Here is a 26661-nt window from a genome sequence, read left to right as displayed (position 1 = left end):
CGGGGCGTCGGGGCGAGGTCAGGAGGGGCGGCCCGGCTGGTCTCCGCCGCCGGTGGAGCGGCTCCGGCCGGAGAGCAGGTCCTGCATGCTCGGGAGCTTCCGGCGCTGCGAGCCGGTTTGCGCGCCGCTCTGGGAGCCGGTTTGCGTGCCGGCCGGTGGGGCGATCGAGCGGCGGGGTTCGGTGGCCGGGCCGAGGCCGGCCTTGGCGGCCGCGTCGGCGAGGAAGTCGGAGGCCTGGCGGCGGGCGTTGTCGACCGTGCGGCGCAGGCTCTCGGCGTCGTTGCGCAGCTTGTCGGTCTGCCGGCGCAGCAGGTCGGTGCGCTGTTCGGCCTCGGTGAGCTGCTTGAGGCTGGCGGCCGCCCGGGCGGCGGCCTCCCGTTCGAGCTCCTCGCCGCGTTGCTGGGCGTCGGTGACGATCTGTTGCGCCCGGGCCTCGGCGTGGGCCCGCTGGTCGGCGAGGTCCTGGTCGAGCTGGCGGCGCCGCTGGGCGATGCTGGTCTCGAACTGCAGCGCGACCTGGGCGGCCTGGTCGCGGGTGTGCTGGAACAGCGCGTCCGCCTCCCGTCGGCGGGCGAGGACGTACGGGTCCTCCTCGGCGGCGGGGACGTCCCGGACGGTGGCGTGGTAGCCGGCCGGGGGCTGTTCGGCCTGCTCGGCGAGGTGGAGCAGGCGTTGGGCGACCTGGTCGGCGTGTGGCGGCCGCCGGTCGGGGTCCTTGGCGAGCAGTTCGAGGACGAGGGTGTCGACGTCGGCGGGCAGGCCGGGTCGCAGGGTGCCGGGGGCGGCGGGGTGGACCTCGCCGTGCTGGCGGATGAGTTCGTAGAGGGTGCCGCGGAACGGCGTGCGGCCGGTGAGGAGTTCGTACAGGAGGCAGCCGAAGGCGTAGAGGTCGGAGCGGGCGTCGAGGCCGCGGCTGTCGAAGCGTTCGGGGGCCATGTAGGCGGGGGTGCCGACGATGACGTTGGTGCTGGTGATGCCGTCGTCGGCGGTGCCGACCCGGGCGATGCCGAAGTCGACGACCTTGACCTCGCCGGAGGACTGGATCATCACGTTGGCGGGTTTGACGTCCCGGTGGACGACGCCGGCCCGGTGGGCGGTGGCGAGGGCCTGGGAGATCTGGACGGCCCAGGTGAGGGCCTGGCGCAGGGGCAGCGGCCCGTCGCCGAGGTGGCGGCTGAGCGGGGCGCCGTCGAGCAGTTCCATGACCAGGAAGTAGAACGGCCGGCCGGCCTCGTCGTGTTGGCCGAAGTCGTGCACGGTGACGATGGACGGGTGGTTGAGCGCGCCGGCGGTGGCCACCTCGCGGACGAACCGGGCCGCGTCCTTGGGGGTGTTGTTGCTGCCCGGGAGCATCACCTTGACGGCGACGAGCCGTTGGATCCGCGCGTCGCGGGCCTTCCAGACCGCGCCGAAGGCGCCCTCGCCGATCTGCTCGACCAGCTCGTACCGCCCGTCGAGTACGTCGCCCGGCTGCATCCCCGCCCCTTTCGTGCCCCGGTGCCGCGCCCCGGCCCCCGGGCCAACCTACCGTCCGTCGGTGGGGCCGGGAGTTTTCCGTTGTCTTTGTTCAGGATCCAGCGAGGCTCTGCGATCATCCGATGATCGTCGCTCATGCGGTGGGCGGCGCTTGACGGGGGAGTGACCGACATGGCCGAGGGGCCCGTGGACAGTGCCGCCGGGGCCGGGTGGGCCCGCAGGTCCGTCCGCCTCGCCAGGGGCGGGTTCGCGATGGACAAGGAGGCCTGGATGGTGGTCTCCGGCGGGGTGCTGGGGGCCATGTTCGCGAGCATGGGCCTGGCCGTGCTGATCGGGCCGTCCCAGGGGTACGGCGGCGAGAGCCTCGACTTCATGGGCATCGTCAGCATCCTCGGCCTGATGCCCTGCGGGGCCGGCCTGCTGTGGGCGCTGCTCCACCCCCGGCGCGGCTTCCCCGCGGTCGCCGTCGGGATCCTGTTCGGGCTCGCCGTGTTCGTCTCCTTCGCCGGGACCGGCCTCAACGACGCCTGGGAGGCGCCGCTGGACCGGCCGTCGTCGATCCGCGCCGTCGGCAGCTGGACCAGCGGGGACGTGGTGGTGCGGGTCCGGCCCGACCAGGTGGTGGCCTACCGCGGCGCCACCGGGCAGGTCGCGTGGCGGTGGACGCCGCCGGGCGAGGACTCCGTCTGCGCCATGAGCCGCGGGACGGGCCACGGCCTCGGACTGCTCGGCCACTCCCCGCACGACCGGCCGTGCGCGGCGGTGACTGCGCTCAACCTCGCCAACGGCACGGCCGCCTGGACCGCCGCGGCGGACGCGCCCGGCCGCGTCGGGGACACGGCGGCGCCCGATCTGCTCGCCGTCGCCGGGGACGAGGCCGTCCTCCAGGAGCGGACCGGCTGGCGCGCGGTGCACCTGGCCGACGGGCGCGCTTCCTGGCGCGGCGACGCGGACGCCGGCTGCGCGCCGTTGCAGGTGGCGGGCGGGGCGGCGGAGGTGGTGACGGTCGCGCAGTGCGGCGACGCCGCGCCGGTGCTGCGGTCGCTGGCCCCGGCGGACGGGCAGGAGCGGACCCGGGTCGCCCTGCCGGTCACGGGCGGGCTGAAGGACGTCGCGGTGGTCTCCACCGAGCCCCTCGCGGTCTGGGTCGACGCGCAGGGCGAGCGCGGGACGCACGCCGTCCTCAGCTTCGACGGGGCGGGGCGGCAGCGGGCGTCGATCCCGGTCGCGGGGGACGAGTACGACCTCGACGTCATGCTGGGCGGAGCCCACGCGTACGACGCGTTCGCCGCCCGTCCGCTGTTCGGCGGGGTGGTCGTCGGCGACCAGCTGATCGTCCCCGGCGAGAAGCCGGACGACGTCCGGATCAGCGGGGGGAAGAACCCCAGCCGCATCGCCACCGGGCGCCTGGTCGCCTACTCGCTCGCCGACGGCGGGAAGCGCTGGACGTCCGGGCTGGACGACCAGGTGACGGGGCTGCTGGTGGACGGCGCGTCGGTGTGGGCGCTGACCCGGGACAAGCTGACCCGGGTCGACGCCGCGACCGGGCGACAGAGCAGCCAACTGGACGTCAACGACTCGAAGTCCGTCCACCCGGTGGACCTGTCGGTCTCCGGGCCCGGCCGGTTCACGGTGGTGGCGGAGGACGGCACACGGGACGAGCCGCCGGCCCGGGGCATGGGCTGAGCCGGTTCGGGGTCTGAGCTGAGTCCGCCGGGGGCCTGAGCCGAGCCCGTTCGGGGCCCTTGGCCGCCCGCTGTTCGTCACGCTCGGTGACGGACTCGGCCCGGGGGTGCCGCCCCGAGCGGCTGTGTCAGGCTGGTGGGGGAGCACCGCCGAGATCGGGAGGCTCATGATGGCCGAGATCAGGGTGAACGGGGTGTCGCTGCACTACGAGGCCCGTGGCGAGGGGCCCGGCGTCGTCCTGGTGCACGGCTCGTGGAGCGACGCCGACAGCTGGGCCCGCGTGATGCCGGGCCTGGCCGAGTCGACCACCGTCGTCGCCTACGACCGGCGGGGCCACAGCCGCAGTGAGGACCCGCTCACCCAGGGTTCGGTCTACGAGGACGCGGCCGACCTGGCCGGACTGATCGACGGGCTCGGACTCGCGCCGGCGTTCGTCTGCGGGAACTCGTACGGTTCGCTGATCACGCTGCGGCTCGCCGCCGCCCGGCCCGACCTGCTGCGGGGGATCGCCGTGCACGAGCCGCCCGGCGCCGGCATCCTGCTCGCCGACCCCGAGCTGCGGCCGGTCGCCACCGCGCTCGCCGACCGGATCACCGCCGTCCGGGAGCTGCTGGAGCAGGCCGAGTCGGCCGCGGCGGCGGAGCTGTTCGTGGAGACGGTCACCTTCGGGCCGGGGGCCTGGGCGCAGCTGCCCGCGCCGGTGCGGCACACGTACGTGCGCAACGCGCCGACCTACCTGGACGAGCTGCGGGACCCGGACGCACTGGACCTCGACCTGACCGCGCTGGCCCGCTTCACGGAACCGGCCCTGCTCACGCAGAGTGACAACAGCCCGCCGATGTACGGCGAGGTGCTGGACATCATCGACCTCACCCTGGCGAAGGTGGAACGGCACCTGTACCCCGGTGCCGGCCACGCACCGCACCTGTCGCAGCCGGAGGAGTGGGTGCGGGTGGTGCTGCCGCGCGCCCTGGCGTGAGCCGTCACTCCGGGCGCGCGCCCGGCCCGTTGCGCGCGGGGGCGCAACGAGCTGAGCGCAGCGGGTCGAGCGCAACGGGCCGGGCGTGCACGTCAGTTGGGCGAGGCGCCCCAGCCGTCGTCCGGGAGGGTGCGGTCCGGCTCGGGGCAGTCGGTGTGGTCGTAGCCCCACAGCAGGGCCTTGTTCAGCAGCCAGTCCTCGGGCGGCGGCGCGTCACCGCCCTCGCGGTCCGCGTGGCCGTCGCGGGCCTGGTGACCGTCGCGATCGGTGAGGACGAACGCCACCCGGACCTCCTCGGCCACCGCCACCTCCAGGGTGCGCTGGTCGGGGACGTTCTCGTACGTCACGGTCTCCCAGCGGCAGCCGGCGGCGGTCAGCGCGGCGATCAGGGCCGACTCGGTGACGTGCGTGTCGAGCGTCATCAACCCGCCGCCGGCCAGCGGGAGTTCGAGTTCGCCGTGCCACACGGGCAGGGACAGCGACTGGAGCCGGCGGCAGCGGCAGAACACCGTCTGCACGTCGCCCCAGCTGAAGCCGTGCGGCCAGCGGGACTCGCGGTGGATCCGCCCGCCGTCCCAGGGGTCGCCGTAGTGGGCGGCGAGTTCGGGCAGCGAGGCGTTGTAGCGCAGCCCGTCCGGGCCGTCCAGGCCGCCGGTGGCCGCCAGCGCGGTGAGTCGCGCGAGGAAGTCCGTCACCCCAGGCACCCGCGCACCGCCTCGATCAGCCGGTTGGCGCGGGCGTCGCCGTGGCCGATCATCCGGTTGGCGACGTAGCCGAAGCCGACGCCGAACTCGTCGTCCCCGAAGGCGAACTGGCCGCCCGCGCCGTCGTTGCCGAAGCTGCGCTCGCCCAGCAGCGGGCGGAAGGCGGGGGAGTCGAGCAGCAGGCCGGAACCCCAGCGGGCGCCCATGTCGAAGCCCAGGAAGCCCACGCCGGAGGAGACTTCGCGCACCGCGTCGGTGACGGTCTCGTGCGAGAGCAGGCGCGGGCCGCCGTCCAGGTCGGTCGCGGCCGCCGCGTACAGCCCCGCCAGCCCGGTGGCGGAGGCGACCGCGCCCGCGCCGGGCAGCTCGATCGCGTGCAGGGCAGGGTCGTTCCAGCCGTGCGGCACGTCCAGACCGGGGAAGACCAGGGCGCCGTTCATCGTCACGATCCGGGTCAGCAAGTGCTCCGGGCCGGGCATCGGGCGGCGGCCCTCCGCCTCCACCAGCCGGGCCAGGCGCGGGAGTTCGCTCTCCGGCAGGCCGATCCAGACCGGCAGGCCGAGCGGCTCGGCGATCTCCTTGCGGAGGAACGCGCCAGGGGTTAGCCCGGTGATCCGGCGGATCACCTCGCCGACCGCGAAGCCCAGGACGTGGCCGTGGTACTCGTAGGCGGTGCCGGGCTCCCAGAGCGGCTCCTGCTCCTCGATCGCGCGGACGACGGGAGCCCAGGCGGCGATCTCCTCGAAGGAGAGCACCGCGTCCAGGGCCGGGATGCCCGCGCGGTGGCCGAGGATCATGCGGGTGGTGATGTCCTGCTTGCCGTGGCGGGCGAACTCGGGCCAGTAGCGGGCGATCGGCGCGTCGAGGTCGAGGCGGCCCTGCTGGGCGAGCAGGTGGGTGCTGATGCTCACCGCGCCCTTGGCACAGGAGAAGACCGGGACGACGGTGTCCTGCGTCCAGGCCCGGCCGGTGCGGTCGTCGGCCGTCCCGCCCCACAGCTCGACGACCTTGCGGCCGCCGGCGAACACCGTGACGGCGGCGCCGAGTTCGGGGAATTCCGCGAAGTTGCGGGCGAACACGTCCGCCACGGCGCCGAACCGTTCGTCGGCCCAGCCCTGGTACTGCTGCATGGTGTTCCGCCCCGTCCTCTGGTCCTCGTGGGGCCGCTGCCCCAAGATCGTCGACCGAACCACGGTACGGGGTCGGGCCGCTCGGCACGACCGGTTTCCCGACCAGCGGTCGGGGCGGCCCTCGTCGGGCGGGGAGCCGTCGTCGGGCATGATGGTAGACGACTGGGGAGGGCTCGGAGTGGATCGCGAAGCACTGGACGCGCTGACCGCGCTGTGGTCCCAGCGGTGGCCCGGCGGCCCCCCGGTCGGCCATGAGATCGGCGGCGAGCATCGGGACGTGTGGGTGCGCTTCCACGGTCTGCCGGAGTCCAAGCGCTATCCCGAGGACGAGGGCGAGTACGCCGTCGTGCTGGAGCGCCACAACACCGTCCTGGACGGGCTGTTCGCCGGTTCGGACGTCCACGTGATCACGCCGGTGTGGACGGACGGGCCGGACGTCCCCATCGAGCGCCCGGCCGGCGCGCACTGGCAGACCTGGCTGCAGACGGACGACCCGGACCCGGAGTTCCGCACCTACTGCCACGTCTTCGTCGACCGCCGGACGTGGCGGCCCGGCTGCCTCGACGACCTGCTGCGCTGCGTCGCCGACGAGGAGGTGGCCGGCGTCATCGTCGCCGACACCGCCTTGCGGCGCCTGTACCACCCGTACGACGGCGGCGCCGACGTCTTCCTCGCTTCCTCCGAGGAGCGGGACCGGCTGAGGGCGCGTCACGCCGACTGGCTGTCCCGGCACCCGCAGGGGTGGTGAGCTCCGGCCGGGGGATCGCCCGGCTAGGAGCTGTCCGTCCCCGGTCGTCACGCCGGGGCAGCGGGCGGACTGCAAGCAGTTCGAGCCGGTACTGGAGAAGATCCGTGTCCCGCGGACAGGGCCGGGCAGGCCCCGGAAGACGCCCGACAGCGTGGCCGCCGACAAGGCCTACAGCAACGGCCCGTGCCGCGCCTACCTGCGCAGGCGCGGCATCCGGCACGCGATTCCGGAGAAGGCGGACGGTCAGGCCGCCCGCCTGCGCAAAGGCTCACGCGGCGGGTGCCCACCGGCCTTCGATGAGAAGCGGTACAAGAAGCGCAACACCGTCGAACGGGCCATCGACAAGCTCAAGCACGCCCGAGCGGTCGCAACCCGATACGACAAGCGCGGATACGTCTACCTCGGCACCGTCACCGCAGCCGCTCTCGTCATCCGGCTCCGCACATGATCGCCCGGACAGCTCCGCCTGGTACTCCGGTGAGAGTTCTCCATCGGGCCCCGCTCACCAGGTCACGGGCAGTGACCGCATCCCGTAGATGAACGACTCGGTACGGAACTCGCGCTCGCCGGCCAGCCGCAGCCCCGGCAGCCGGCGGAACAGCGTCTCCAGGGCGATCTGGAGTTCGGCGCGGGCCAGCGGCTGGCCCAGGCACTGGTGCACGCCGAAGCCGAACGCCAGCTGCCGCCGGGCGTCCCGGTACAGGTCCAGCTCGTCCGTCGCCCGATGGCCGGCGCCGCCGAACACCGCCTCGTCCCGGTTGGCGGTGGAGAGCATCGCCATCACGCCCTCCCCGGCCCGGACGGTGACGCCGCCCAGCTCCACGTCCTCCAGTGCCACCCGGGGCAGGCCGGTGTGCACGATGGTCAGCAGCCGCAACAGCTCCTCCACCGCGCCCGGCAGGGTGGCCGGGTCGGCCAGGCCGGGGATCTGCTCGGGGTGCTCCAGCAGCAGCGCGGTCGACAGCGCGATCATGTTCGCGGTCGTCTCGTGCCCGGCGACCAGCAGCAGCACGCTCATGGCGGCCGCGTCGTCCGAGGTCAGGTCGTCCCGCGCCGCGAGTCGGCTGAGGACGTCGTCCTGCGGCTGTGCGCGCTTGCGGGCCGTCAGGTCGCGCAGGTAGTGCAGGATTTCCTCCTGGGCCTCCCGGAGCTGCTCCACGGTGCTCTCCTGGCTGAGCATCGTGCGGCTCAGGTTCTGGAAGCGGTCGTGGTCCTCGTACGGCACGCCGAGCAGCAGGCAGATCACCAGCGAGGGCACCGGCAGCGCGAAGTCGGTGACCAGGTCGGCCGTGGTCCGGCCCGCGGTCATCCGGTCCAGTGCCTCGTCCACGATCCGCTGGATCTCCGGGCGCAGCGCCTCCACCCGCTTGACCAGGAATTCCCCGGTGAGCATGCGGCGCTGGCGGGCGTGCTCGGGGTCGTCGAGCCGCAGGAAGTCCGGATTGTCGGTGATCAGCTCGCGAGCGCCGGCGACCAGCAGCGGGAAGGACGGGTGGCGTATGTCGGCACTGAACCGGCGGTCGGACAGCACGGTGCGGACCTCGGCGAAGCCGGTGACCAGCCAGCAGAGGTCGCCGTCGGGCAGCTCGGCCCTGGTCACCGGCCCGGTGGCGGCGGCCTCGGGGTACGCGGGCGGCGGGCCGAAGGGGCAGCCGCCGGAGTGCCGGGCCGGCAGTGGGAGGACGGGGGTGGTGGGTGCGGTGGTCAAGGCGGGGGTCTCCTCACGTCGCGGGTGTTCTCGTGGGGTTCGGGGCCCGGGAAGGTTCCCGGCGGCCTGCGGGGCCGACGGCGGGGGTCCGTCAGGCCCCGGTCCGCGCGGGCTCGTCCCCGGTGACGGTGATCGCCCGGCCCGGGCAGAGCTCGGAGGCGAGTCTGACGTCGTCGAACTGCTCGGGCGGCACGACGGTCTGACGGAGCCTCACGAGACTGTCCCGGTCGTCCTGGTCGAAGACCGCGGGGGCGTTCATCACGCACATGCCGGAGCTGCAGCAACGGTCCCGGTCGACGCTCACCTGCATGTCGGGCACCTTTCGCCAGGGCGGCGCCGACTGCCAGGCGGCCGCCTCTCGTTGTCACGGTCAACCTAGCCATCGCTGGTCCGTTCACGGAGGGGTACGGTGGCCGGATCGAGAATGGCTGATTCGGCCCCTGTGTGTGAACCCCCATTGCGGCGCTATGCGTTTCAGCCCGCGGTACTTCGCCGGACGGGTCGGCGGACCCGGCCGCGCGGACGGCCTCACAGGCCCTTCGGCGGTGGCCAACTCCCGTACAGAGGCCACCGTGTCGGCCTCGGCGGCGCTCTTGTCCGACCGGTAGCGCACCACCCGGGCGAACCGCAGGGCCAGCCCGGCGGGGTAGCGGGGGCTGCGCCGGAGGCGACCTCGACGACCAGTTCCGGCCGGACCGGCACCGTCCGGGCGTCCCGCCCGGTCTCCCGGGCGAGCAACTCGGCGGTCTGCCAAACGAGCGTCCGGTCGGTCAGTCCCTTGAAGGTCGTGCCGAGCATCGCCCACGGGCCGAGCCCCGGCTCGCCGGCCGCCCGGCCGCCCGGGCGGCCGGCGAGGCCCTCGGACGGTCCCGAGGCGGTCGCACCACGCCGTCGCGACCAGGTATGACAAGCGCGTGTACATCTTCCTCGGCACGGTCACTGTCGCCGCACTGGTCATCTGGCTCCGCTCGTGATCGCGCGGACAGAATCTAGGGGGCCGACGACGGGCATCACGGGACCTCCCGTGATGCCCGCGGTGCGGACGGCGCCGCCCGCCGTCAGCTGCGGCCGGTGACGTAGAGGGGCTTCATGTCGACGACCGTCGCGGTGACGGTGTGCCCCAGGCCCTCGCGGGCGGCGTTGGTGAGCACACCGGGGTCGGCCTCGGCGTGCTCGGCGAACAGGCCGCCGAGGCCCCGGGCGCGGGCGTACTCGGCCTTGGCACGGACGGAGCGCGGGGTGTCGAGGGAGAGGAAGACGCCGGTGCTGGGGTTGTGGAGGTAGTCGGCGTCGGCGACGACGTCCGTGTACAGCTCGAAGCCGTTGCGGCCCTTGCCCTGCTCCAGGTCGAGGTAGTTGCGCAGCACGTCGGCGCAGGTGCTCGTGCCGGGCGCGAAGGAGCCGACCGTCTCGCCCGAGCCGTTGTCGTACCTGCCGCGCAGGGGCGAAATGCCGGTGATGTGTGCGTGCTTGGCGTTGCGGGTGGTGGTGGCGTAGCCGAGGTGGATGCGGTGAGGAGCCACGCCGGCCTGCTCGATGAGGTGGGTGACGGCGTTGTCGACGCAGTCCGTCTGGCTGCTGTTCTGATCGCGGCGCAGCGAGGTGTGGTGCCCGAGCTTCTCGGACCAGGGGCTGCCGAAGAAGTCGAAGGACATCAGGTCCAGCCGGTCGGCGCCGGCCTCGATGAGGAGCGGGACGTTCATCGCGTCCAGTTGGGCGGCGGAGGCCGGCACCGCGACGGCGATCGTCGCCCTCAGGTCGGCGGCGGCGGACAGCGCGGCCCTGGTCTCGCGGATGAGCTCGGCGTAGTTCCCGGCGTCCTCCGGGCCGTACCCGGCCTCCGGGGCGCCGGCCGAGCCGGGCCAGCGCCAGTCCAGGTGGAGGGTGGAGAACATCGGGAAGACGCGGAAGATCCGTACGACGGACTGGGCGAACCGCCGCCGCGAGGCGGGCTCCTGGGCGATGGAGTGGAAGGCCTCGCTCAGGTCCCAGCCGCCGATGTGCAGGCCGACCGAGAGGTCCGGGTTGCGCTGCGTGAGGCGCCGGGCGGCGCCCAGCAGGCCCTGGGCCTTCGGCTGGGTGAACAGGTCCTGGTAGTCGTTGGAGACCCAGCCGTCGAACCCGTAGCCGAGGTAGGCGGCCGCCGCGCTCCAGGCGTCGATGAAGGTCACGGCGCCGCGCTCGGAGGAGGCGATGCCGAAGTCCTGGGCGGCCTGGGAGGTGGCGGCCGCCAGGCTGCCCTGGCCGCCGACGAGGCCGACCAGGCCGAGGACGATCTCGTCGAAGGCGCCGTTCGCGGCCTCCAGCCGGGTCAGGTCGGCGCCCGGCCCGCCGGTGGGGCCGCCGCTGTCGTCGGTCAGACGGCTGTCGTAGGCCCAGGTGGTGTCCAGGAAGCCGGACACGGTCTGCTCGCCGCTGCGGCGGTAGGTGTTGAAGGCGGGCTTGGCGACCCGGCAGGGGGTGTAGGAGAGCTTCGAGTCCTCCCGTGCCGGGTCGAAGCCGTTCATCTTGTACGTGCGTTCGGCCGCGTCCACGGCGTGGCCGTTGAGGCCGGGGTCGGACGGGTACACCAGCTCGCTCATGGCATGCGCTCCCTGTGGTGGTGATGACGGAATGCGCCCGGATCGACGCCGGGCGTGATCACGCTTGGGAGCGTAATGGCGGGAGCTGTGCGCGTGGGGCAGTTCGGATGAACTGGTTGACGGTCGATCAGATGAGCGGTAATGCAGACGCCGCTCGCCGCGGGGCATGCGGTGAGCGGCGCCGGGTGCGGCCTCGGGGATCAGTGGAACCAGCCTGCTGGTGACCGGCTGTGATCGCCGGCGCCGTATCGGCTCCAGGTCCCGGCCCTCGGTCAGTGGTTCGCATCGAGGGCGCCGTTGGCGAGCAGTGCGCGGAGTTTGAGGACGGCTTCGGCTGGAGTCCGCCGGCCCACCGCCCTCGATCAGGGCGTCAGGGTGCGGCGCGGCCAGGGCTACACCCTGCGCGTCACCGCCGTCCCTGCGGTCCACCGCCAGCTGCTCGACGGCACTCGGAAGCTGTTGTCGTACCGATCAAGCGGCTTGCCGATCGAACGAGGGTCTCGATCGAGTGATCGAGGACTCAGGGAACGTCCAAGTCCACACCGGCAAGCTCCGGCATCGCCCGGAGGAAGTCCGGAACACTTGCGAGTTCGTCCAGGCGCAGTTCATATGCCGAGATCCTGCGCGCATAGTCGGCAGCCAGGCCATCGACCCGGTGCCGCAGATCGGCGCGCGACGCCACCATGACCGAGTCGTAGTAGTCGAAATCCGAGCCGATCGTCAGGTCCAGGAACACCCCTTCTCCCTCAAGGACTTCGGCCAAAGTAGGGGGAGTCGGGCCGCTCAACGCGCTCACCAGACGCTGGCGACGCTCCGGCCCGGGGGCGACTGCGAACACCGTGGTCTCCGACGAGGCGTCGAAGATCACCGCATGCAGCGCGGATACCAGGTCGCGAGGCGTCGACAACCGGAACAAGCCCGCACGACCGGCATGGTCCAGCTCCGCGGCGGTCGGCTCCACCCGAAGGGGCTTCGCCGTACGACCAGGTACGAAGCCCTTGTCCCGTGTGGTGGCGGTCGGCGCTTTGGCGTCGACCTCGTACTCCCAGCTCACCGGCATCGGCGTTTGCTTCAGGAAACGCTCGGCGTCGTCGCAGTAGTACGTCGGGATCACATAGCGGTCCAGGCCGGCCGTCAGACGCCACACCAGGCCCACATAGACGGCGACTTCCTCCATGTTGTTGTTGTTCACCGCCCACTCGGTGTACGGCGTCCCCTCCTCAGGCCATTCCTGCCACAGGCCAGGCCAGTGCCGAGTCACCGCCAGGTCATTGCCGGGGAGGTAGTGGAAGCGATGGACGCCGTCTGTCGTGGCGGCCTCGAAACGGATCGGATGCACCGCGCCAACCTAGCCTCGGGCAGCTCGGCGACGCTCCACAATTTCGTGCCCGAGAGGCCATACGGCCGGGATCAGCGATCCCGTAACCACGTCACGCCCCACCTTTCTCGATCGGGTGAGCGGTTCTTCGCCCACCTGATGCGAAGCCGTCGCCTCGTGCGGGACTTCGAACGCTCCACCACCAGCGCGGAGGCGAGGGTCTACTGGTCGGCGACGATGCTCATGACCCGGCGCCTTGCCCAGCCACGGCCTTCGCGAGCGTGAACCGGCCCGGTGCCGGCAACAGCCACTCAGGGCTTCCCGGCGGTCCCGGCCCGGGCGGTGGGCGGTTAGGCGGTGAAGCGGGGGTTGCGGGCTTCGATGGCTTGGACGAAGGCGGTCCATTCGGCCTGGTCGAAGGCGAGGTGGGGGCGGCCGGGGTTCTTGTCGTCGCCGAGCCAGACGTCGCCGTTGTCGAAACGAGCGATGATCACGCAGTCGCCGTTGCCTTCTGCGGAGAAGGGGGACTTGGCCCAGTCGGCGTCGGCGGGGTTGTGGTCGTAGGGGTCGTGCCTGTTGCTCACGTCAACTCTTCCAACTTGCGTTCAAGGGCAGCGATGGTGTCTTCCGGAGACAGCGAGCACCGCTTGACTCGGGCAAACGCCCTTTCGGCTCGGCGCACTTCGCGTCCCGCTCTACGCGGGAGCATACCGCCGACGGCTTCAACGAAGACGAAGCCGTTGTCGGGATCGTCCGGGAATCGCATCACCGTGACGCCTGACGCCAGGATTCCGGGTCGTCCTGCGCTCAACGGCACCATGCGCAGTGAGACGTTCGGGTATTTGGCTACCTTGATGGCGTGCTTGATCTGGCCGATCAGCACTTCTGGGTCTCCAGCAACGAGCAGTGCGACTTCGCCGAAGTAGGCGTCGTAGTCGAGAGTCGGCTCGTCTGTCAGGCGCTGTTGGCGGAGCACACGGACCTCGGCTCCGGCCTCGATCAACTCCTCGTTCGGAGCGTCAACTCCAGCGGCGATCATCTCCTTGGCATAGTCCATTGTCTGGACCAAACCGGGGAACGCTGAGGGGAAGTAGTTCAGCATGCGTGAAGCGTCGGCTTCGAGGGCGATGTACTCGGCGAACGCCGGCGTGATCGTCTCGGAGTAGTCAAGGTCGCGCCACCACTGCTTCGGAGGTCCGGAACCGAGGAGCGCTTCGAGATCCTCCCGCTCCTGACCAGTAGCCCCGGCGTGGTCAAGCAGCGTGGCCAGGTCGGCCGCACTGATCGGCTGTAGGGCTCGTTCGATTCTGCTGAGCCGACCGGCACTCCACCCCTTCAGGCCGGCCGTCATGTCGGTGAGCGTTCTGTTGTTCTCCAGCCGCCAGGCGCGCAGTTCGTCGCCAAGGCGGATCTGCCTGATGGCCGATAGGTCCTTGCTCAAGTGGCGCCCCTCCCTGCGATGTGTGGGGTCCAGTCTCGCCAGTTCGTAGGCCTGGGCTCAAGTCCAAACCATGATCAATTAATTTATCTGGCATTGAGGTTGCGTTTTCGAATTCCGAGGCTCCACACTCACTGTGACCGCACGAACACGCCACTGAAGGTGTGGGGTGACTCATGTCCACCTTGCGTAACCCGGTCCTCCGATCCTGGGAGACCACCCTCACCGAGCACGAAACCTCGGTCCGTACCGCCCGCCGCCTGGTCCGTGACCAGCTCACTTCCTGGGGCTGGGACGGTGACCCGGTCGACGACCTCGTCCTCATCGCCTCCGAGTTCGTGACCAACGCCGTCGTCCACGCCTGTCACGGCGACGGCGAAGTCCGGCTCTACCTCCAGGAGTTCGACGGCGGCTGCCGCCTCGAAGTCTGGGACCCCCGCAGTGACCTCCCGCTCCTGGAGCGGCGTCCGGGCCGTTTGAACGAGTGCGGCCGTGGGATCGAACTCGCCCGTCGGCTCGCCGTCGACTTCGGGGTGATCGCGCGGTGCGGCGCGGGCAAGCGCGTCTGGGCGCGCGTCCTCCGTACCGCGGACAGCAACGTTCCCTCGCCCGAAAGTTGAGCACCATCAAGCTCGCCACCACGGCTGCGATCACCGCCGCCAGCCTCGCCCTCGCCTGCTTCGCCTCGAACCTCGTCCCGCCGCGCGAGCCGGCCACCGCCGACGTCGTCTGGTGGACCACCCTGGCCGCCGCCCTGATGACCGGCATCAACCGTCACAGCGACAACTCCGACGACGACAACGACTGAACCGAGGAGCCCCCCTCATGACGACCATGCACCCCGCCGCCATCGCCTTCCGCGACCCGGCGGCCCTCCGCGCCCGCTGCGACATCGGCAACGTCCGCAGAGTCCATGGCGAGCCCGACTACGAGAACGGAGCCGTCGTCCCCGCCGGCGACTGGGCCCCGCTCCCCGAGGAGCACCCCGAGCGCTACGCGCCGGGCCTCTTCACCAAGGACAGCGGCCTGGTCGAGTTCTTCCGCCTCCCCGGGACCGTCACCGACGTCCACACCGTCGCCGCGCTCGTCGGCCTCCTCGGTGATCCGCTGCACGTCGCCCTCGAACCGGCCGAGGACCCGCCCGGTGAGCTGGTCACTCACCGGTTGCCCGAGAGCGGCCTGTGCCTCGGCCTGCACGTCGACAACCACCAGAACCTGCCGTACCCGGACCGTGACACCGCCCGCCGCCGCCTCTGCGTCAACCTCGGCCCCGGCAGCCGTCACCTCCTGCTCGCGGACACCGACATCAAGTCCATCTGCCGTACCGTCCACGACCGTTACGAGACCCACTGCCCGCACACCGACGACCTGCGGATGTTCGTCGCCCTGCGCAGACCGCTCAAGGTGCTGCGGGTCCGCATCGACCCGGGGGAGGGCTGGCTCGCCCCGACCGCCGTGCTGCCGTACGACGAGTCCACGGAAGGTGCGGAAGGTGCGGAAGGTCAGGCCCGGTGGTCCGCCACCGCGTCCTGGCTCGGCCACTGGGGGCGCGACCTCTTCGACCCGCTGATCTGATCGCGCGCCGATCACTCTCCGCACACACCCGATCGGCGGGGCGGGCGCGGGCCGCACCGTTGCGCACTTTGGAGCGCGGCAAATCTGAGGGGCGCGCAAAAGGCGCCACGCGCCTTTGTCCGCGCCCCCTTACGGTCGAGAACCCTCGCCGACTCGGCCTCGACGATCCGGGGCTGCCTTGCTGCGACCGGGATGGCCCACCGTGATCGGAAGGCGGCTCGCGGGACGAGCGCACGAGCAACGGCTGGTATTACTGGGGCATGCAGGAAGAGACGGCACGCTCCGCGATCGACACCTTCATCTCCGCGTTCAACGCCTCGGACGACAGCTATGTGACTGCCCTGCTCTCCCAGGCCCTGACCTCAGACGTGGTCTTCTGGGGGCCGTTGGGTCGCAGCGAAGGAATCGCGGCGGTCGAGCAGTTCGTGCTGGACATCCGGCACCACCCGGCGGGGACCGGCACGATGGCGCGCTGCTCAGCGGTGGACATGCCTGACGAGTGGGCCCGGTACCAGTGGGTCTTCACCACGCCGGATGGAGGCCCCCGCCTGGCGGGAACGGACGTCGTCCATCTGCGGCGGAGCCTCATCGACCAGGTCATCGTCTTTGCGGGGGAGATCGAGCCGTTCGCCTCCTGAGTCGTCCTTCTGTCGCTGTCCTTCTCGTGAACTTGTCCCTTTCGGCACTCCGGGGCTGCGGTTCGCGGTCAGTCACGTGGTCACAGCACCAGCGACTATCTGACCGCGCGTTCGGGCAGGCTCGGGCGGACAGCCAGTGAAAGGGGCCGTGATGGCCGCAGTGCACGAATCCGTACTCGACGCGATCGGCGGGACGCCCCTGTTCCGCCTCGCCCGGCTCGGCGCCGGGCTGCCCGCGCCGATCTACGCCAAGGCCGAGTTCCTCAACATCGGCGGCAGCGTCAAGGACCGCGCCGCGCTGTCCATGGTGCTGGCCGCCGAGCGGGACGGCCTGCTGCGGCCGGGCGGGACGATCGTCGAGGCGACCTCCGGCAACACCGGCATCGGGCTGACCATCGTCGGGCGGCAGCGCGGCTACCGGGTGATCGCCGGGGTGTCCGACAAGTCGGCGCCCGAGAAGTCCGACATCCTGCGGGCGTACGGCGCCGAGGTGGTGCTCGCCCCGACGGCCGTGCCCGCCGAGGACCCGGCGCACCTGTTCAACGTCGTGCAGCGGCTGGTGGAGGAGATCCCCGGCGCCTGGCTCGCCAACCAGTACGACAACCTGGCCAATCCGGACGCCCATGTGCGCACCACTGGCCCCGAGATCTGGGAGCAGACCGGCGGCCGGGTCACCCACTTCGTCGCGGGCGTCGGCACCGGCGGGACCGTCACCGGCACCGGCGGGTACCTCCAGCAGGTGTCCGGCGGTTCCGTGACCGTGGTCGGCGCGGACCCGGAGTCCTCGATGTACGGGGGCGGGGACGGCAGCCCGTGGTTCGTCGAGAGCATCGGGCACTTCCTCCACCCCGGCACCGTCGAGGACCGCTGGCCGCAGGCCTACCGCTCGGAGGTGGTGGACGCCTTCGAGCGCATCCCCGACCGCGAGTCGCTGCTGACGGCCCGTCGGCTCGCCCGGGAGGAGGGCATCCTGGCCGGTCCTTCCTCGGGCACGGCGGTGGCGGCGGCGCTGCGGGTCGCGCGGCGGCTCGGGCCGGACGACCTGGTCGTGGTGCTGCTGCCGGACTCCGGGCGCTCGTACCTGTCCAAGGTGCACAGCGACGACTGGATGCGGCAGTGGGGCTTCCTGGAGGAGGAGTCGGAGTCGGCGGGCGGCCTTCGGCCGCTGCTCGCCGGGGCCGGCCCGCTGGTCGCGGTCGACGCCGGTGCGACGGTCGGCGAGGCGCTGGAGGCGCTGCGCGCCGTGCCCGGCGGGGTGGCGCCGGTGGTGCTGGCGCGGGCGGCGAGGCCGTACGGGGTGAGCGCGACGGAGGTGGTCGGCTCGGTGTCGCGGGCGGTGCTGGCGGCGGCGATCGCGGACGGCGGCGCCAAGCCGGACGACCCGGTGGGTGGTTCGCCGGGTGATTCGCCGGGTGGTCCGCTGGGCGCGCTGCTCGGGCCGGCGCTGCCGGCGGTGGGCGTCGGGCAGTCGCCGGCCGAGGCGCGGGCGGCGCTGGGGGGCGCGCACGAGGCCGTGTTGGTGCTGGTCGACGGGCGGGCGGTGGCGGTGCTGTCGCGGCCCCGGCTTGAGGGCGGGGTCTGAGGGCGGGGCTTGAGGGCGGGGCCGGTCGGCGGGCTCAGCGGGGCGTCGGCGGGGCCAGGATGGCCGTGATCACCCGGTCCAGCGAGCGGTCGAAGGCGGCGTCCGGATCGGAGGGCGGTCCGGTCGTCGCGAACGCCTGGGCCAGGTGCGGGTATTCGCCGCTCATGGCGGCCCGGCTGAGGTAACCGACCAGCTCCGCCTGCCACTTGGCGCCCGCAGCCGCCGTCTGCTCGTACTGGGCGTACTGGCAGACGAAGCCGTTGAACAGGGCCATGGCCTCCATCCGGGCGCCGCCGCCCAGGCCGGTGGAGGCGGTGACGGCGAGGAAGTGGTCGGTGTAGCGCAGGGCGTTGGGGCCGATGCCCGGGCGGGCGAGCACCAGGGTCGGCAGCCAGGGGTGGCGGCGGAAGATGGCGAGTTGCTGGCGGGCGAGCGCCGCGAGGTCGGTGCGGACGTCGCCGCTCGGCGCGGCCGGCAGCTCGTACTCGGCGGTGACGGCGTCGAGCATGAGGTCGAGCAGGTGCTCCTTCTTCGGCACGTAGTTGTAGAGCGACATGGTGCCCGCCCCGAGGGCGGCCGCGACCCGGCGCATGGAGGCGGCGTCCAGGCCCTCCGCGTCGGCGATCTCGACGGCTGCGGCGGCGATGGACGTCCGGCTGTGGGCGGGTTTCGGCCCGCGGCCGGTGCGTTCGGGGCGTAGCCAGATCAGTTCGGGCGCCTCGGGGGTGGCTGGGCGCTCGCTGTTGCTGGGGGGTTCGTTGGACGGCACTGGGTGATCACCTCGCCCCCCATCTTAGATACGTACGACGTACGTAGTAGCATTTGGCTCACGCTTCTACGTACGCTGTACCTAGAGAAGGGGCAGAGCCATGTCCGACACCGCCCGACCCGCCATCGAGATGGCAGGCGTGGAGAAACGATTCGGGACCACCGAGGCCCTCCGCGGCCTCGACCTCACCGTTCCCGCCGGCACCGTCTGCGGATTGCTCGGCCCCAACGGCGCCGGCAAGACCACCGCCGTCCGCGTCCTCGCCACCCTCGTCGCCCCCGACCGGGGCACCGCCCGCGTCGCCGGCCACGACGTCGCCCGCGCCGCCGAGGACGTCCGCCGGGCCATCGGCCTCGCCGGGCAGTACGCCGCCGTCGACGAGGGCATCACCGGGCGCGACAACCTCCACCTGTTCGGCCGGCTGCACCGCCTCGGCGCCCGCCGCGCCCGCGCCCGCGCCGACGAACTGCTCGAACGCTTCGACCTCACCGAGGCCGGCGACCGGCTCGTCCGCACCTACTCCGGCGGCATGCGCCGACGCCTCGACCTCATCGCCAGCCTGGTCACCAGCCCCCCGGTGCTCTTCCTCGACGAGCCCACCACCGGGCTCGACCCGCGCAGCCGCCAGGAAATCTGGAACACCGTCAAGGAGTTGGCCGCCGGCGGCACCACCGTGCTGCTCACCACCCAGTACCTGGAGGAGGCCGACCGGCTCGCCGACGACATCGTCGTCGTCGATCACGGCGCCGCCATCGCCACCGGCCCACCAGCCAGGCTCAAGGCCGCGATCGGCAGCCAGCTGTCCGTCACCCTCGCCGACCCGGCCCAACTCGCCGCCGCCGCCGTGGTGCTGTCCACCCTCTCGGGCGGCGACGCGCAGGTCGACGCGGCCGAACGGACCGTGACGGTACTGACCCAGCCCGGCGTGTCCGTCCTGCTGCCCTCGCTGGTACGGGAGTTGGACACCGTCGGGATCACCGCCGAGGACGCCGCCGTACGGGCCCCCTCGCTGGACGACGTGTTCCTCGCGCTCACCCGCGAATCCGCCGAAACCCTGAGGAGGGCCGCCTGATGGCCGCCGTGCACGCCCCCGCGCCGATGCCGTCCCGCCCCGCGCCGACACCGTCCCGCCCCGCCCGGCTGGCCGTCGACACCTGGACGTCGATGCTCCGCATCCTCCTCAACTACCGCCACTCGCCCGGCCTGTTGGCCGCCTCGCTGGGCGTCCCCGTGATCATGGTGGTGGTCTTCGGGTACGTCTTCGGCAGCGCCATGCGGATCCCGGGCGGCGGCGACTACCGCGAGTTCCTGATGCCCGGCCTGTTCGCCATGGTCGCCACCAACGGCATCATGGTGACCATGGTCGGCGCCGCCCGCGACGTCGGCCGCGGCATCACCGACCGGCTGCGCTCCATGCCCGTCTCCCGCACCGGACTGCTGCTCGGACAGACCCTCGCCGACCTGCTCGTCAGTTTCGTCGTCCTGACCCTCCTCGCGCTCGTCGGCCTCGCCGCCGGCTGGCGCGTCCGCGAGGGCGCCGGGGACGCGGCGGGCGCGTTCGCCCTGCTGCTGCTCTTCCGCTTCGTGATGACCTGGGTCGGCACCTGCCTCGGCCTGACCATCGGCAAGGAGGAGGCCGCCGGCCAACTCTCCGTAGCGGTCTTCCCGATCGCGATGGTCACCAACGCGTACGTCCCCACCGGCGGCATGCCCGGGTGGCTGCGGGTCGTCGCCGACTGGAACCCGGTCAGCGCCGTCGTCCAGGCCTGCCGCGAACTCTTCGGCAACCCCTCCGCGGCCGGCGGCGCCTGGCCCATGCAGCACGCCGTCCTCGCCTCGCTGCTCTGGAGCGGGCTGCTGCTCGCGCTCTGCGTGCCGCTCGCCGTACGGAAGTTCGCCACGCACGGGCGCTGAGGGGGGCGGTCGGCTGGTCGTCAGCCTGCTCGTCCGTCCGCTCGTCTGTTCCGTCTGTTTCGTCTGACGGAATGTGCTGGACACCGCTGCCGGTACGGCCGAAGGTGGGCGCCATGGAGTACACCCACCTCGGCCGCACCGGCCTGACCGTCTCCCGACTCTGCCTGGGCACCATGAACTTCGGCCCCCACACCGAGGAGTCCGAGGCCCACCGCATCATGGACACCGCCCACGAGCGGGGCATCAACTTCTTCGACACCGCCAACGCCTACGGCCGCGACAGCGAGGGCAACCTCAGGGGCCGGACCGAGGAGATCATCGGCCGCTGGTTCGCCCAGGGCGGCGGCCGCCGCGAACGCACCGTCCTCGCCACCAAGGTGTACGGGCCGATGGGCGACTGGCCCAACGAGGGCAAGCTCTCCGCCCTCGGCATCCGCCGCGCCGTCGAGGCCAGCCTGCGGCGCCTGAACACCGACCACATCGACCTCTACCAGATGCACCACATCGACCGGGACACGCCCTGGGAGGAGATCTGGCAGGCGATGGAGGTCCTGGTCACCCAGGGCAAGATCATCTACGTCGGCTCCAGCAACTTCGCCGGCTGGCACCTCGCCCAGGCCCAGGAGGCCGCTCGCTCCCGCCACTTCCTCGGCCTGGTGAGCGAACAGTCCCTCTACAACCTCCTCGACCGCACCATCGAACTGGAGGTCATCCCCGCCCTCCAGCACTACGGCCTCGGCCTGCTGCCCTGGTCCCCGCTGCGCAGCGGCCTCCTCGGCGGCATCCTCCGCAAGGAACGCGAAGGCACCCGCGTCCGCGGCGCCCTGCCCCAGGCCGACGGACTCCTCGCCACCCACCGCGACCGCCTCCAGGCCTACGAGGACCTCGCCGCCGACCTCGGCACCGAACCCGCCGACCTCGGCCTCGCCTGGCTCCTCACCCGCCCCGCCGTCACCGCCCCCATCATCGGCCCCCGCACCCCCGCCCACCTCGACGCCGCCGTCGCCGCCCTCGACCTGAAGCTCGACCAGAAGACCCTCGACCGCCTCGACGAACTCTTCCCCGGCCACCAGCCCGCCCCGGAGGACTACGCCTGGTAGCCGCGCACGGGCGCCGGGAGGCCCACTGCCCCCCGGCGCCCGCCCTGCGGCCGTCCCCGCGCCCGCCCCTGCGGTCAGACCAGGGCGCGGGCCCGCTGGTCCCACGTCTCGACCCGCGCCATGGCGGCGGTGACGAGGTCGAGTGCGGCCATGATGTCCTTGGCCGGGGCCCGCAGATCGCGGCTCACGTTGGTGAGCCACTCCATCATCGTCCGGAAGAGCCGGAGCGTCTCCAGGCCCTCGCGCGAGGCCTGGGACATGTCGATGAGCTGGTGCAGGAAGCTGTGGGTCTCCTGGGCCTCCCCGGTCTGCGGCAGCTGCTGGAACATGTCCAGCGAGGCGTGCACGGTCGCGTCGATGTTCGACATTCGGGCGGTGAATTCCTCGGCGCACACCTTGAGTTCGGCCGCCGGCCCGCCGAGGGCGGTGCCGAAGCGCCTGGTCGCCGCGAGTGTGGCGGACGGCGGCGCACCCTTCGCGGCGGCGCGTTTCATGTCAGGCCCGAACTCCTCGGCCAGGGCGGCGATGGCGTTCACCAGCCCGGTCATGGTCTCGATGCCCTCGGTCAGCAGGTCCATCTCGGACTCCACCGTGGCGAAGAGGTCGATCAGGCCGGGCGCGTCCTCCCCGTCCGCCCGCTGCTGCGCGGGCGGACCGGCCTCGGCCTCGTCCCGGGAGCGGAGGCCGAGCAGGATCCTGGCCGGGGTCAGCGGGGCGAACCCCTCCCGGATCCCCCGGTTCAGTGCCTCCTGCAACTCGTTGCGCGCGCTCACCAGTCCACTGCGCGACCGCTTGAACAGGATCGTCCGGATCGGCGAGATGTCGAACGGCAGCAGCCCGTGTTCGCCGATGTGGATGGTGAGGCGGCCGGTCGTGTGCCGAAGGCCGAGTTCGTACATCACATTGGCGTTCCCGCCCGTCACATCGGCGATGACGATGTCCGACTGCAGCACGTGGCGGCAGATCTGCTCGGTGATCTCCCCGGCCTGCTGGATCTGGTCCGCGCGCAGCGGCTGGATCCGGAAGGCGGCGCAGGCCGGGCCGATGACCTCCTCGAAGGTCTCCAGGGACGTCTCGTACGCCTGGCGGGCCGGACTGCCGACCTCGGCGTGCCGGTCCCCGATCGGGCCGATCACGAAGCAGGTCGGCAGCTGCGCCGGCGCCTCCGGGAGGGTTGCCTCCGGTCCGGACGGCTCCGGGCGGAGCGGCTCAGGGTGGGCGGTCGTGGTCATCGCGATCACGCGAGGTCCTTCCATTCGAGACCGGGCAGCGGCGGGGCGCTGACCCAGGGGGCCAGATCGGACGCGTAGACGGGGAGTTCCTCGATGCCCAGGGCGCTGAGCAGGCCGACGGTGGGCACCCGGTAGCGGTACCCGGTGCGGATGACGGGGCAGGGAAAGGCGTCGCGGTGGACGAGGTTGTAGGCGGTGGCCAGACAGATACCGAACGCCCGGGCCGCCGTGCGCAGGTCGACGGACAGCGGGAGGTCGAACAACTCGGGGAAGGTCAGCGGGCCTTCGGCGGGGGCGATCACCGGCCGACCGCCGTCGAGCGGAGCGAGACCGACCCGAGCCGCGGGCCACGGTGCGGCCGGTGGGTCCGGTGGACCACCTCGCGCAGGCCGAGGTGGTCCGCGAGTTCACCGAGCCGCGCGCCCTCGACCGCCGAGCGCGAGGTGAGGCGCAGCGGCGCGGCCAGGCCGTCGGGCCGGTCCGGTCGAGAGATCGCCAGTTCCCAGAGGTCCTCGGTGGACGCGGCGGTGCGGGCGTCGGCCACGGCGACGATGTCCTCCACCGGCCGCCCGCCGGAGGCCGACCGGCGGGCGAACTCCCACCCCCGGCGGCCCGCCGCCCGGAGCAGGTCCGGCCCGACGTCGGGATCGTCCACCGAGACCTCGGCCAGCCGCTCGACGACCGCGAGCACGACCTCCGACTCGACGTCCCTCCGGTCCGCCCCCAGGCGGCCCGCCGCCTGGCGGGCCACCCGCCTGAGGTGCGGCAGCGCCAGCCAGACGACGGCCTCGACCCAGCCGGTGACCTCCGTCGAGCCGATGGCCGACGCCAGCGCGTCGTGCTGGCCCAGCGCGACGGCCCGACGCCACACCTCGCGGCGCAGCACCTCGTCCACCGGCCGCTCGTACAGTGCCGCCCGGGCCTGCGGCAGGTCGAGGTGGACGGTCTCCCCGCCGACCTCGACCGGCAGGACCTCCGGTCGCAGGTGGGCGGCGCTGGTCACCCGGGCGTGGATGACGTCGAGCAGGCTGCTGTACGTGATCAGAGCCATGGGTCGGTTCCTCCCGACGGACGGTGCGGATCGAGAATGGGCCAGATTTTCGAACTCAGACGGCGCAACGCGCTGAAGAGCCGCCGGAGCGAGCGGGGCGGATGGAACGAGGAGCTCTCCGGCAGGGCGAGGAGGTTCCCGGACGGGGTGGGGACGTACAGCCACGCCCGCCGGGCGAACGCCTTGCCGGGAACGGTCGCCAGGATGCTCTGGAACCGGTCCGGGTGCAGGCCGGAGTGCCGGGAGACGACCGCGTCCTCGTACACCCGGTCGGAGACGATCGCCACCAGGTGCGTCGTCTCCGGGCTGGCCCTGGCCAGAACGGCCTTGACCTCTCGGGAGTCGAGCAGCCGGTGCAGTTCGTTCCTCGCCGGCCCGTTCCCCTCGCCGGGCACGCCCTCGGGCGCGACGTGACCGGAGTGGACACTCACCCGCATCCGGAGCCGGACGCGGCCCGGATCGGCGTTGTGCTTGGCGAGTTGCTCGTCGAGGCGGTCGAGGAACGGGTGGACGACGTACCCCAGCAGCACGGGGTCGAAGCCGAACGCGAGCCCGTCGCCGGAGTTGGCGGGGAACCTCTTCGCGGTCCGGAGGCCGTCGAGGCCGGCCGCGGTGAGGGCGGCGTCGATGACGGGCTCAAGGTGGGCGCTGACCGGAGCGTGGACCGCGCCGGGCAGCTCGGTGAAGCCTTTCACGTCCACACAGAGCAGGCCGGAGAGCGGCGGCAGGGGCTGGCTGGAGTCGCCGGGAAGTGACGGGGGTTCGGGCATGGCGGCCTCCTGGAACGTACGGTCCGGGCGCGTCGACCGGGCGGTCGAGCTGATGACCAGGAGTCTGCGGCCCGGCGGCGAAAATTAGGGGGCCTGAGGCCTCTTAACGATGTGGGGTGCGCCACAGGTTCATTCGTAGACGATCCAAAGGTGCGGCAGGGTAGCACCCGATATGGGGAAGGTGTCCGGGTGTGCGGCAACTTGCCTGACGTGCAGCCTGATTGGGGTGCGGTGCCTCTAATCTCTCGCCATGACCTTGTGGGGAAATTCGACGGCGGAGCAGGCGTTCGGGCTGAATCGAACATTTCGAGATCACCTGTCCGACACCGATTGGGAGGGAATCCTCGGTTCCGCCAAAGTGAGGTGGATTCGGAAAGGCGAACAGTTGATGCGGCAGGGCGCCGAGGGTCACTCGGTGTCCTTCCTGAAGAAGGGCGCCGTCCGGATCGACCAGGACGGGAAGCTGATCGTCCTCCGGCACCCTGGCGACCTCCTCGGGGACATGGCCGTGTACGGCCGCCGGCCGCGGACGGCCACCGTGACGGCGTACACGGACTGCGAAGTGGTCACCCTCGGAGCGGAGCTGTTCAGGAGCCGCGCGTTCCAGGACGCGTACGGGGCGGCGATCTGGTCGTACGTCATCGGCCGGCAGCTGGAGACCCAGGTCCTGTCGCGGTCCGGCGACAACGTGGCGCGGCTCGCGTGGCTCCTGGCGCCGCTGCTCGACAACGAGGAACTCGCGGTGAGCGGGCCCGACGGCGTTCACCTGCGGGTCGCTCAGAAGGACCTCGCGGACTGCTTGGCCATCGGCCCCAAACTGCTGCGGCAGCTCACGGCGCTGCCGCCGTTCGGCGGGATGCCGGAGGGGCGTCGCAAGCTGACCCTCGTGACGGACCCCGAGGGCCTGCTCGCGGCCGCGGCGCGGCTCGGGGGGCTGCCGTGAGCGGTGGACGGATGCTGTCACGTCGCGGCGATCAGGGCGGCGCCGGTCTCGAACACGTGGTGCCAGGCCTGGTCCAGGAGGTAGGCGCCGTTCATGCCGTGCTCGGCGAGGCGGACGAAGCCTCCCCGCCGGGTGAAGTCGGCTGCCCGGCGGAGGGGTTCGCGGCGGTCGGCGAGGTAGTGGGTGGTGGCGGACAGGGCGAGGGCGACGAGGAGGCGGCGGGGTTTGGGGCGGAGGCCGAGGGCGCGGGTGCCGAGGAGGAGGGCGGCGGCCTGGGTGGCGGTGTAGGCGGCGACGTGTGCGGCGCAGGCGCGGCGGCCGGCCGGGGTGGGCCGGCCCTTGGTGCCGGCCTGGTGGTCGGTCTGGATCCAGTGGTCGGCGAGGGTGGCGGAGGCGCGGAGGAGGGCGTAGGCGGCGGCGAAGGCGGCGGCGCGGGAGGCGGGTTGGGGGGCGGTCGGCGTGGGCGTGGGCGTGGGCGTGGGCATGGGTGTGGGCATGTGCGTGGGCATGGGCATGGGGCTCCGATCGGTGGGGTGATGGTTTCCTGGTGGGGCGGCCTGCTGTGGTAGCAAGGCAGGCATGACGGAACGGCCTGGCGGGCGCAGCTCGTACCACCACGGATCGCTGCCGGAGGCGCTGGTCGCCGCGGCGTTCGAGCTGCTGGACGAGTACGGGCAGGAGAAGGTGAGCATGCGGGAGGTGGCGCGGCGGGCCGGGGTGTCGGCGGGGGCGCCGTTTCGCCACTTCGCGGACCGGCAGGCGTTGTTGACGGCGCTGGCGGACCGGGTGCTGGCGGACTTCGTACGGTGCCAGGAGGCCGAGGTGGCGGCGGTGGCGGCGGTGGATCCGGCCGGGGGGTCGGCCGGGGGGTCGGTGATGCGGGCGGTCGGGCTCGGGTTCGTCCGGTACGCGCTGCACCATCCGCACCGGTTCGACCTGGTGCGTTCGCGGGTGTTCGTGGCCTCGCGGGACCCGGAGCTGCGGGATCAACTGGACGGCATGGAGCGGGCGTTCACCGGTCTGATCGTGGCGGACCAGGAGGCGGGCCGGTTGCGTCCGGGGGATCCGGGGCTGATGGGGCTGGCCGGGCAGGCGCTGGTGTTCGGGCTGGCGCAGATGATCGTGGACGGCTACCTGCCGGGGGAGGAGGCGGAGGAGCTGGCCGGGAAGGTGCTCGACACCTTCGGTCAGGGAATCGCCAACCATCCTTCGCAGTAACCGATTTGTGCGTGCAGTGAGCCTTGACCGGGTTTCCCGGCCCTGATGTAATCACCGATTACATGGGGTGCGGGAGGCCGAGATGTCCATGGGAACGACG

At 72.2% G+C, this 26661-nt stretch carries 28 protein-coding genes and 2 pseudogenes; 14 read left to right on the top strand and 16 right to left on the bottom strand.

Annotated elements, in window-relative coordinates:
- Window positions 1-18: 18 nt before the first annotated feature.
- Window positions 19-1476, bottom strand: coding sequence for a serine/threonine-protein kinase (locus A6F73_RS05560; RefSeq protein ID WP_063346742.1), 1458 nt, complete (start codon window positions 1474-1476; stop codon window positions 19-21).
- A gap of 171 nt (window positions 1477-1647) precedes the next feature.
- Between A6F73_RS05560 and A6F73_RS05555 the strand changes: the two genes are divergently transcribed.
- Together A6F73_RS05555 and A6F73_RS05550 are read left to right on the top strand one after the other, a co-directional pair.
- The gene (locus A6F73_RS05555) at window positions 1648-3162 is read left to right on the top strand and encodes a PQQ-binding-like beta-propeller repeat protein (protein ID WP_063346741.1); all 1515 of its coding nucleotides are present in this window, start codon (window positions 1648-1650) and stop codon (window positions 3160-3162) included.
- A 169-nt stretch (window positions 3163-3331) separates the two neighbouring features.
- Window positions 3332-4141 carry an alpha/beta hydrolase gene (locus tag A6F73_RS05550; RefSeq protein WP_063346740.1) on the top strand — a complete coding sequence of 270 codons (810 nt, stop codon included), beginning with the start codon at window positions 3332-3334 and terminating at the stop codon, window positions 4139-4141.
- Window positions 4142-4233: 92 nt separating this feature from the next.
- Here A6F73_RS05550 and A6F73_RS05545 read toward each other — a convergent pair whose 3' ends face one another.
- The gene (locus A6F73_RS05545; RefSeq protein ID WP_063346739.1) at window positions 4234-4836 is read right to left on the bottom strand and encodes a hypothetical protein; all 603 of its coding nucleotides are present in this window, start codon (window positions 4834-4836) and stop codon (window positions 4234-4236) included.
- A complete protein-coding gene (locus tag A6F73_RS05540; protein ID WP_063346738.1) occupies window positions 4833-5975 on the bottom strand; it encodes a serine hydrolase domain-containing protein in 1143 nt (380 codons plus the stop codon). Before A6F73_RS05540 ends, A6F73_RS05545 begins: the two co-directional genes overlap by 4 nt.
- Before the next feature lie 178 nt (window positions 5976-6153).
- Here A6F73_RS05540 and A6F73_RS05535 point away from each other — a divergent pair, with 178 nt between their 5' ends.
- Together A6F73_RS05535 and A6F73_RS05530 are read left to right on the top strand one after the other, a co-directional pair.
- On the top strand, window positions 6154-6723 hold the full coding sequence (locus tag A6F73_RS05535; protein WP_244293306.1) for a hypothetical protein: 570 nt from the start codon (window positions 6154-6156) through the stop codon (window positions 6721-6723).
- 55 nt (window positions 6724-6778) lie between these two features.
- Window positions 6779-7171 (top strand): annotated as a pseudogene (locus A6F73_RS05530) (transposase); the annotation flags it as partial.
- 54 nt (window positions 7172-7225) lie between these two features.
- On the opposite strand, the gene A6F73_RS05525 reads toward A6F73_RS05530, so the two are convergent.
- From A6F73_RS05525 to A6F73_RS05500, 7 genes and pseudogenes are all read right to left on the bottom strand, one after another.
- A complete protein-coding gene (locus A6F73_RS05525) occupies window positions 7226-8431 on the bottom strand; it encodes a cytochrome P450 (protein ID WP_063346736.1) in 1206 nt (401 codons plus the stop codon).
- Window positions 8432-8522: 91 nt separating this feature from the next.
- Window positions 8523-8741: a ferredoxin gene (locus A6F73_RS05520; RefSeq protein ID WP_063346735.1), complete on the bottom strand. Its 219-nt coding sequence runs from the start codon at window positions 8739-8741 to the stop codon at window positions 8523-8525.
- An 84-nt stretch (window positions 8742-8825) separates the two neighbouring features.
- Window positions 8826-9241 (bottom strand): annotated as a pseudogene (locus A6F73_RS42890) (hypothetical protein); the annotation flags it as partial.
- 248 nt (window positions 9242-9489) lie between these two features.
- Window positions 9490-11013 (bottom strand): glycosyl hydrolase family 18 protein, encoded by a 1524-nt coding sequence (locus A6F73_RS05515; protein WP_063346734.1) that lies wholly within the window; start codon window positions 11011-11013, stop codon window positions 9490-9492.
- Window positions 11014-11533: 520 nt separating this feature from the next.
- Complete coding sequence (locus tag A6F73_RS41310) at window positions 11534-12352, bottom strand: hypothetical protein (RefSeq protein ID WP_063346733.1); 819 nt, start codon at window positions 12350-12352, stop codon at window positions 11534-11536.
- A gap of 329 nt (window positions 12353-12681) precedes the next feature.
- A complete protein-coding gene (locus A6F73_RS05505) occupies window positions 12682-12915 on the bottom strand; it encodes a DUF397 domain-containing protein (RefSeq protein ID WP_063346732.1) in 234 nt (77 codons plus the stop codon).
- Window positions 12912-13772, bottom strand: a complete 861-nt coding sequence (locus A6F73_RS05500) for a helix-turn-helix transcriptional regulator (protein ID WP_063346731.1) — start codon at window positions 13770-13772, stop codon at window positions 12912-12914. The genes A6F73_RS05505 and A6F73_RS05500 overlap by 4 nt, the downstream gene beginning before the upstream one ends.
- Before the next feature lie 173 nt (window positions 13773-13945).
- On the opposite strand from A6F73_RS05500, the gene A6F73_RS05495 reads away from it, so the two are divergent.
- The 5 genes from A6F73_RS05495 to A6F73_RS05475 all read left to right on the top strand — a co-directional run bounded on the left by A6F73_RS05495 (window position 13946) and on the right by A6F73_RS05475 (window position 17564).
- Window positions 13946-14389, top strand: a complete 444-nt coding sequence (locus A6F73_RS05495) for an ATP-binding protein (protein WP_079135460.1) — start codon at window positions 13946-13948, stop codon at window positions 14387-14389.
- Complete coding sequence (locus A6F73_RS05490) at window positions 14386-14577, top strand: hypothetical protein (RefSeq protein ID WP_063346730.1); 192 nt, start codon at window positions 14386-14388, stop codon at window positions 14575-14577. The genes A6F73_RS05495 and A6F73_RS05490 overlap by 4 nt, the downstream gene beginning before the upstream one ends.
- Window positions 14578-14594: 17 nt before the next feature.
- Complete coding sequence (locus tag A6F73_RS05485; RefSeq protein WP_063346729.1) at window positions 14595-15344, top strand: hypothetical protein; 750 nt, start codon at window positions 14595-14597, stop codon at window positions 15342-15344.
- Between the two features lie 260 nt (window positions 15345-15604).
- Window positions 15605-15982 carry a hypothetical protein gene (locus tag A6F73_RS05480; protein WP_063346728.1) on the top strand — a complete coding sequence of 126 codons (378 nt, stop codon included), beginning with the start codon at window positions 15605-15607 and terminating at the stop codon, window positions 15980-15982.
- A 151-nt stretch (window positions 15983-16133) separates the two neighbouring features.
- On the top strand, window positions 16134-17564 hold the full coding sequence (locus A6F73_RS05475; RefSeq protein ID WP_063346727.1) for a pyridoxal-phosphate dependent enzyme: 1431 nt from the start codon (window positions 16134-16136) through the stop codon (window positions 17562-17564).
- A gap of 34 nt (window positions 17565-17598) precedes the next feature.
- On the opposite strand, the gene A6F73_RS05470 is transcribed toward A6F73_RS05475, so the two are convergent.
- Window positions 17599-18333 carry a TetR/AcrR family transcriptional regulator C-terminal domain-containing protein gene (locus tag A6F73_RS05470; RefSeq protein WP_063346726.1) on the bottom strand — a complete coding sequence of 245 codons (735 nt, stop codon included), beginning with the start codon at window positions 18331-18333 and terminating at the stop codon, window positions 17599-17601.
- Window positions 18334-18433: 100 nt separating this feature from the next.
- Here A6F73_RS05470 and A6F73_RS05465 point away from each other — a divergent pair, with 100 nt between their 5' ends.
- The 3 genes from A6F73_RS05465 (at window position 18434) to A6F73_RS05455 (ending at window position 21347) form a co-directional block, all read left to right on the top strand.
- Window positions 18434-19405: an ATP-binding cassette domain-containing protein gene (locus A6F73_RS05465; RefSeq protein WP_063346725.1), complete on the top strand. Its 972-nt coding sequence runs from the start codon at window positions 18434-18436 to the stop codon at window positions 19403-19405.
- Window positions 19405-20247, top strand: coding sequence for an ABC transporter permease (locus tag A6F73_RS05460; protein WP_244293305.1), 843 nt, complete (start codon window positions 19405-19407; stop codon window positions 20245-20247). Before A6F73_RS05465 ends, A6F73_RS05460 begins: the two co-directional genes overlap by 1 nt.
- A 113-nt stretch (window positions 20248-20360) precedes the next feature.
- Complete coding sequence (locus A6F73_RS05455) at window positions 20361-21347, top strand: aldo/keto reductase (RefSeq protein ID WP_063346724.1); 987 nt, start codon at window positions 20361-20363, stop codon at window positions 21345-21347.
- A 74-nt stretch (window positions 21348-21421) separates the two neighbouring features.
- On the opposite strand, the gene A6F73_RS05450 is transcribed toward A6F73_RS05455, so the two are convergent.
- From A6F73_RS05450 to A6F73_RS05435, 4 genes are read right to left on the bottom strand one after another with little or no spacing between them, the layout of a single operon-like run.
- On the bottom strand, window positions 21422-22579 hold the full coding sequence (locus A6F73_RS05450; RefSeq protein WP_244293589.1) for a hypothetical protein: 1158 nt from the start codon (window positions 22577-22579) through the stop codon (window positions 21422-21424).
- Window positions 22580-22584: 5 nt separating this feature from the next.
- On the bottom strand, window positions 22585-22881 hold the full coding sequence (locus A6F73_RS05445; protein ID WP_063346723.1) for a hypothetical protein: 297 nt from the start codon (window positions 22879-22881) through the stop codon (window positions 22585-22587).
- Window positions 22878-23630 carry a hypothetical protein gene (locus A6F73_RS05440; RefSeq protein WP_063346722.1) on the bottom strand — a complete coding sequence of 251 codons (753 nt, stop codon included), beginning with the start codon at window positions 23628-23630 and terminating at the stop codon, window positions 22878-22880. Before A6F73_RS05440 ends, A6F73_RS05445 begins: the two co-directional genes overlap by 4 nt.
- On the bottom strand, window positions 23621-24400 hold the full coding sequence (locus A6F73_RS05435) for a hypothetical protein (RefSeq protein WP_063346721.1): 780 nt from the start codon (window positions 24398-24400) through the stop codon (window positions 23621-23623). The genes A6F73_RS05440 and A6F73_RS05435 overlap by 10 nt, the downstream gene beginning before the upstream one ends.
- Window positions 24401-24650: 250 nt before the next feature.
- Between A6F73_RS05435 and A6F73_RS05430 the strand changes: the two genes are divergently transcribed.
- The gene (locus tag A6F73_RS05430; RefSeq protein WP_079135459.1) at window positions 24651-25343 is read left to right on the top strand and encodes a cyclic nucleotide-binding domain-containing protein; all 693 of its coding nucleotides are present in this window, start codon (window positions 24651-24653) and stop codon (window positions 25341-25343) included.
- A 17-nt stretch (window positions 25344-25360) separates the two neighbouring features.
- Here the strand turns inward: A6F73_RS05430 and A6F73_RS05425 are convergent, their stop codons facing one another.
- The gene (locus tag A6F73_RS05425; RefSeq protein ID WP_063346719.1) at window positions 25361-25828 is read right to left on the bottom strand and encodes a hypothetical protein; all 468 of its coding nucleotides are present in this window, start codon (window positions 25826-25828) and stop codon (window positions 25361-25363) included.
- 94 nt (window positions 25829-25922) lie between these two features.
- Here A6F73_RS05425 and A6F73_RS05420 point away from each other — a divergent pair, with 94 nt between their 5' ends.
- Window positions 25923-26561, top strand: coding sequence for a TetR/AcrR family transcriptional regulator (locus tag A6F73_RS05420; RefSeq protein ID WP_063346718.1), 639 nt, complete (start codon window positions 25923-25925; stop codon window positions 26559-26561).
- Window positions 26562-26661: the final 100 nt, after the last annotated feature.

Origin of the sequence: Streptomyces sp. MJM8645 (assembly GCF_001625365.1) — a bacterium.
Classification (GTDB): domain Bacteria; phylum Actinomycetota; class Actinomycetes; order Streptomycetales; family Streptomycetaceae; genus Kitasatospora.
The sequence above is the reverse complement of the archived record's forward strand: the minus strand, read 5'-3'. Positions and strand labels throughout refer to the sequence as shown.

Coding starts and splice junctions, on each gene's coding strand:
- A6F73_RS05420 (WP_063346718.1), top strand. CDS start 25,923: ATGACGGAACGGCCTGGCGGGCGCAGCTCGTACCACCACGGATCGCTG.
- A6F73_RS05495 (WP_079135460.1), top strand. CDS start 13,946: ATGTCCACCTTGCGTAACCCGGTCCTCCGATCCTGGGAGACCACCCTC.
- A6F73_RS05475 (WP_063346727.1), top strand. CDS start 16,134: ATGGCCGCAGTGCACGAATCCGTACTCGACGCGATCGGCGGGACGCCC.
- A6F73_RS05480 (WP_063346728.1), top strand. CDS start 15,605: ATGCAGGAAGAGACGGCACGCTCCGCGATCGACACCTTCATCTCCGCG.
- A6F73_RS05465 (WP_063346725.1), top strand. CDS start 18,434: ATGTCCGACACCGCCCGACCCGCCATCGAGATGGCAGGCGTGGAGAAA.
- A6F73_RS05425 (WP_063346719.1), bottom strand. CDS start 25,828: ATGCCCACGCCCACGCCCACGCCCACGCCGACCGCCCCCCAACCCGCC.
- A6F73_RS05520 (WP_063346735.1), bottom strand. CDS start 8,741: ATGCAGGTGAGCGTCGACCGGGACCGTTGCTGCAGCTCCGGCATGTGC.
- A6F73_RS05540 (WP_063346738.1), bottom strand. CDS start 5,975: ATGCAGCAGTACCAGGGCTGGGCCGACGAACGGTTCGGCGCCGTGGCG.
- A6F73_RS05435 (WP_063346721.1), bottom strand. CDS start 24,400: ATGCCCGAACCCCCGTCACTTCCCGGCGACTCCAGCCAGCCCCTGCCG.
- A6F73_RS05440 (WP_063346722.1), bottom strand. CDS start 23,630: ATGGCTCTGATCACGTACAGCAGCCTGCTCGACGTCATCCACGCCCGG.
- A6F73_RS05430 (WP_079135459.1), top strand. CDS start 24,651: ATGACCTTGTGGGGAAATTCGACGGCGGAGCAGGCGTTCGGGCTGAAT.
- A6F73_RS05560 (WP_063346742.1), bottom strand. CDS start 1,476: ATGCAGCCGGGCGACGTACTCGACGGGCGGTACGAGCTGGTCGAGCAG.
- A6F73_RS05550 (WP_063346740.1), top strand. CDS start 3,332: ATGGCCGAGATCAGGGTGAACGGGGTGTCGCTGCACTACGAGGCCCGT.
- A6F73_RS05455 (WP_063346724.1), top strand. CDS start 20,361: ATGGAGTACACCCACCTCGGCCGCACCGGCCTGACCGTCTCCCGACTC.
- A6F73_RS05555 (WP_063346741.1), top strand. CDS start 1,648: ATGGCCGAGGGGCCCGTGGACAGTGCCGCCGGGGCCGGGTGGGCCCGC.
- A6F73_RS05460 (WP_244293305.1), top strand. CDS start 19,405: ATGGCCGCCGTGCACGCCCCCGCGCCGATGCCGTCCCGCCCCGCGCCG.
- A6F73_RS05485 (WP_063346729.1), top strand. CDS start 14,595: ATGACGACCATGCACCCCGCCGCCATCGCCTTCCGCGACCCGGCGGCC.
- A6F73_RS05450 (WP_244293589.1), bottom strand. CDS start 22,579: ATGACCACGACCGCCCACCCTGAGCCGCTCCGCCCGGAGCCGTCCGGA.
- A6F73_RS05515 (WP_063346734.1), bottom strand. CDS start 11,013: ATGAGCGAGCTGGTGTACCCGTCCGACCCCGGCCTCAACGGCCACGCC.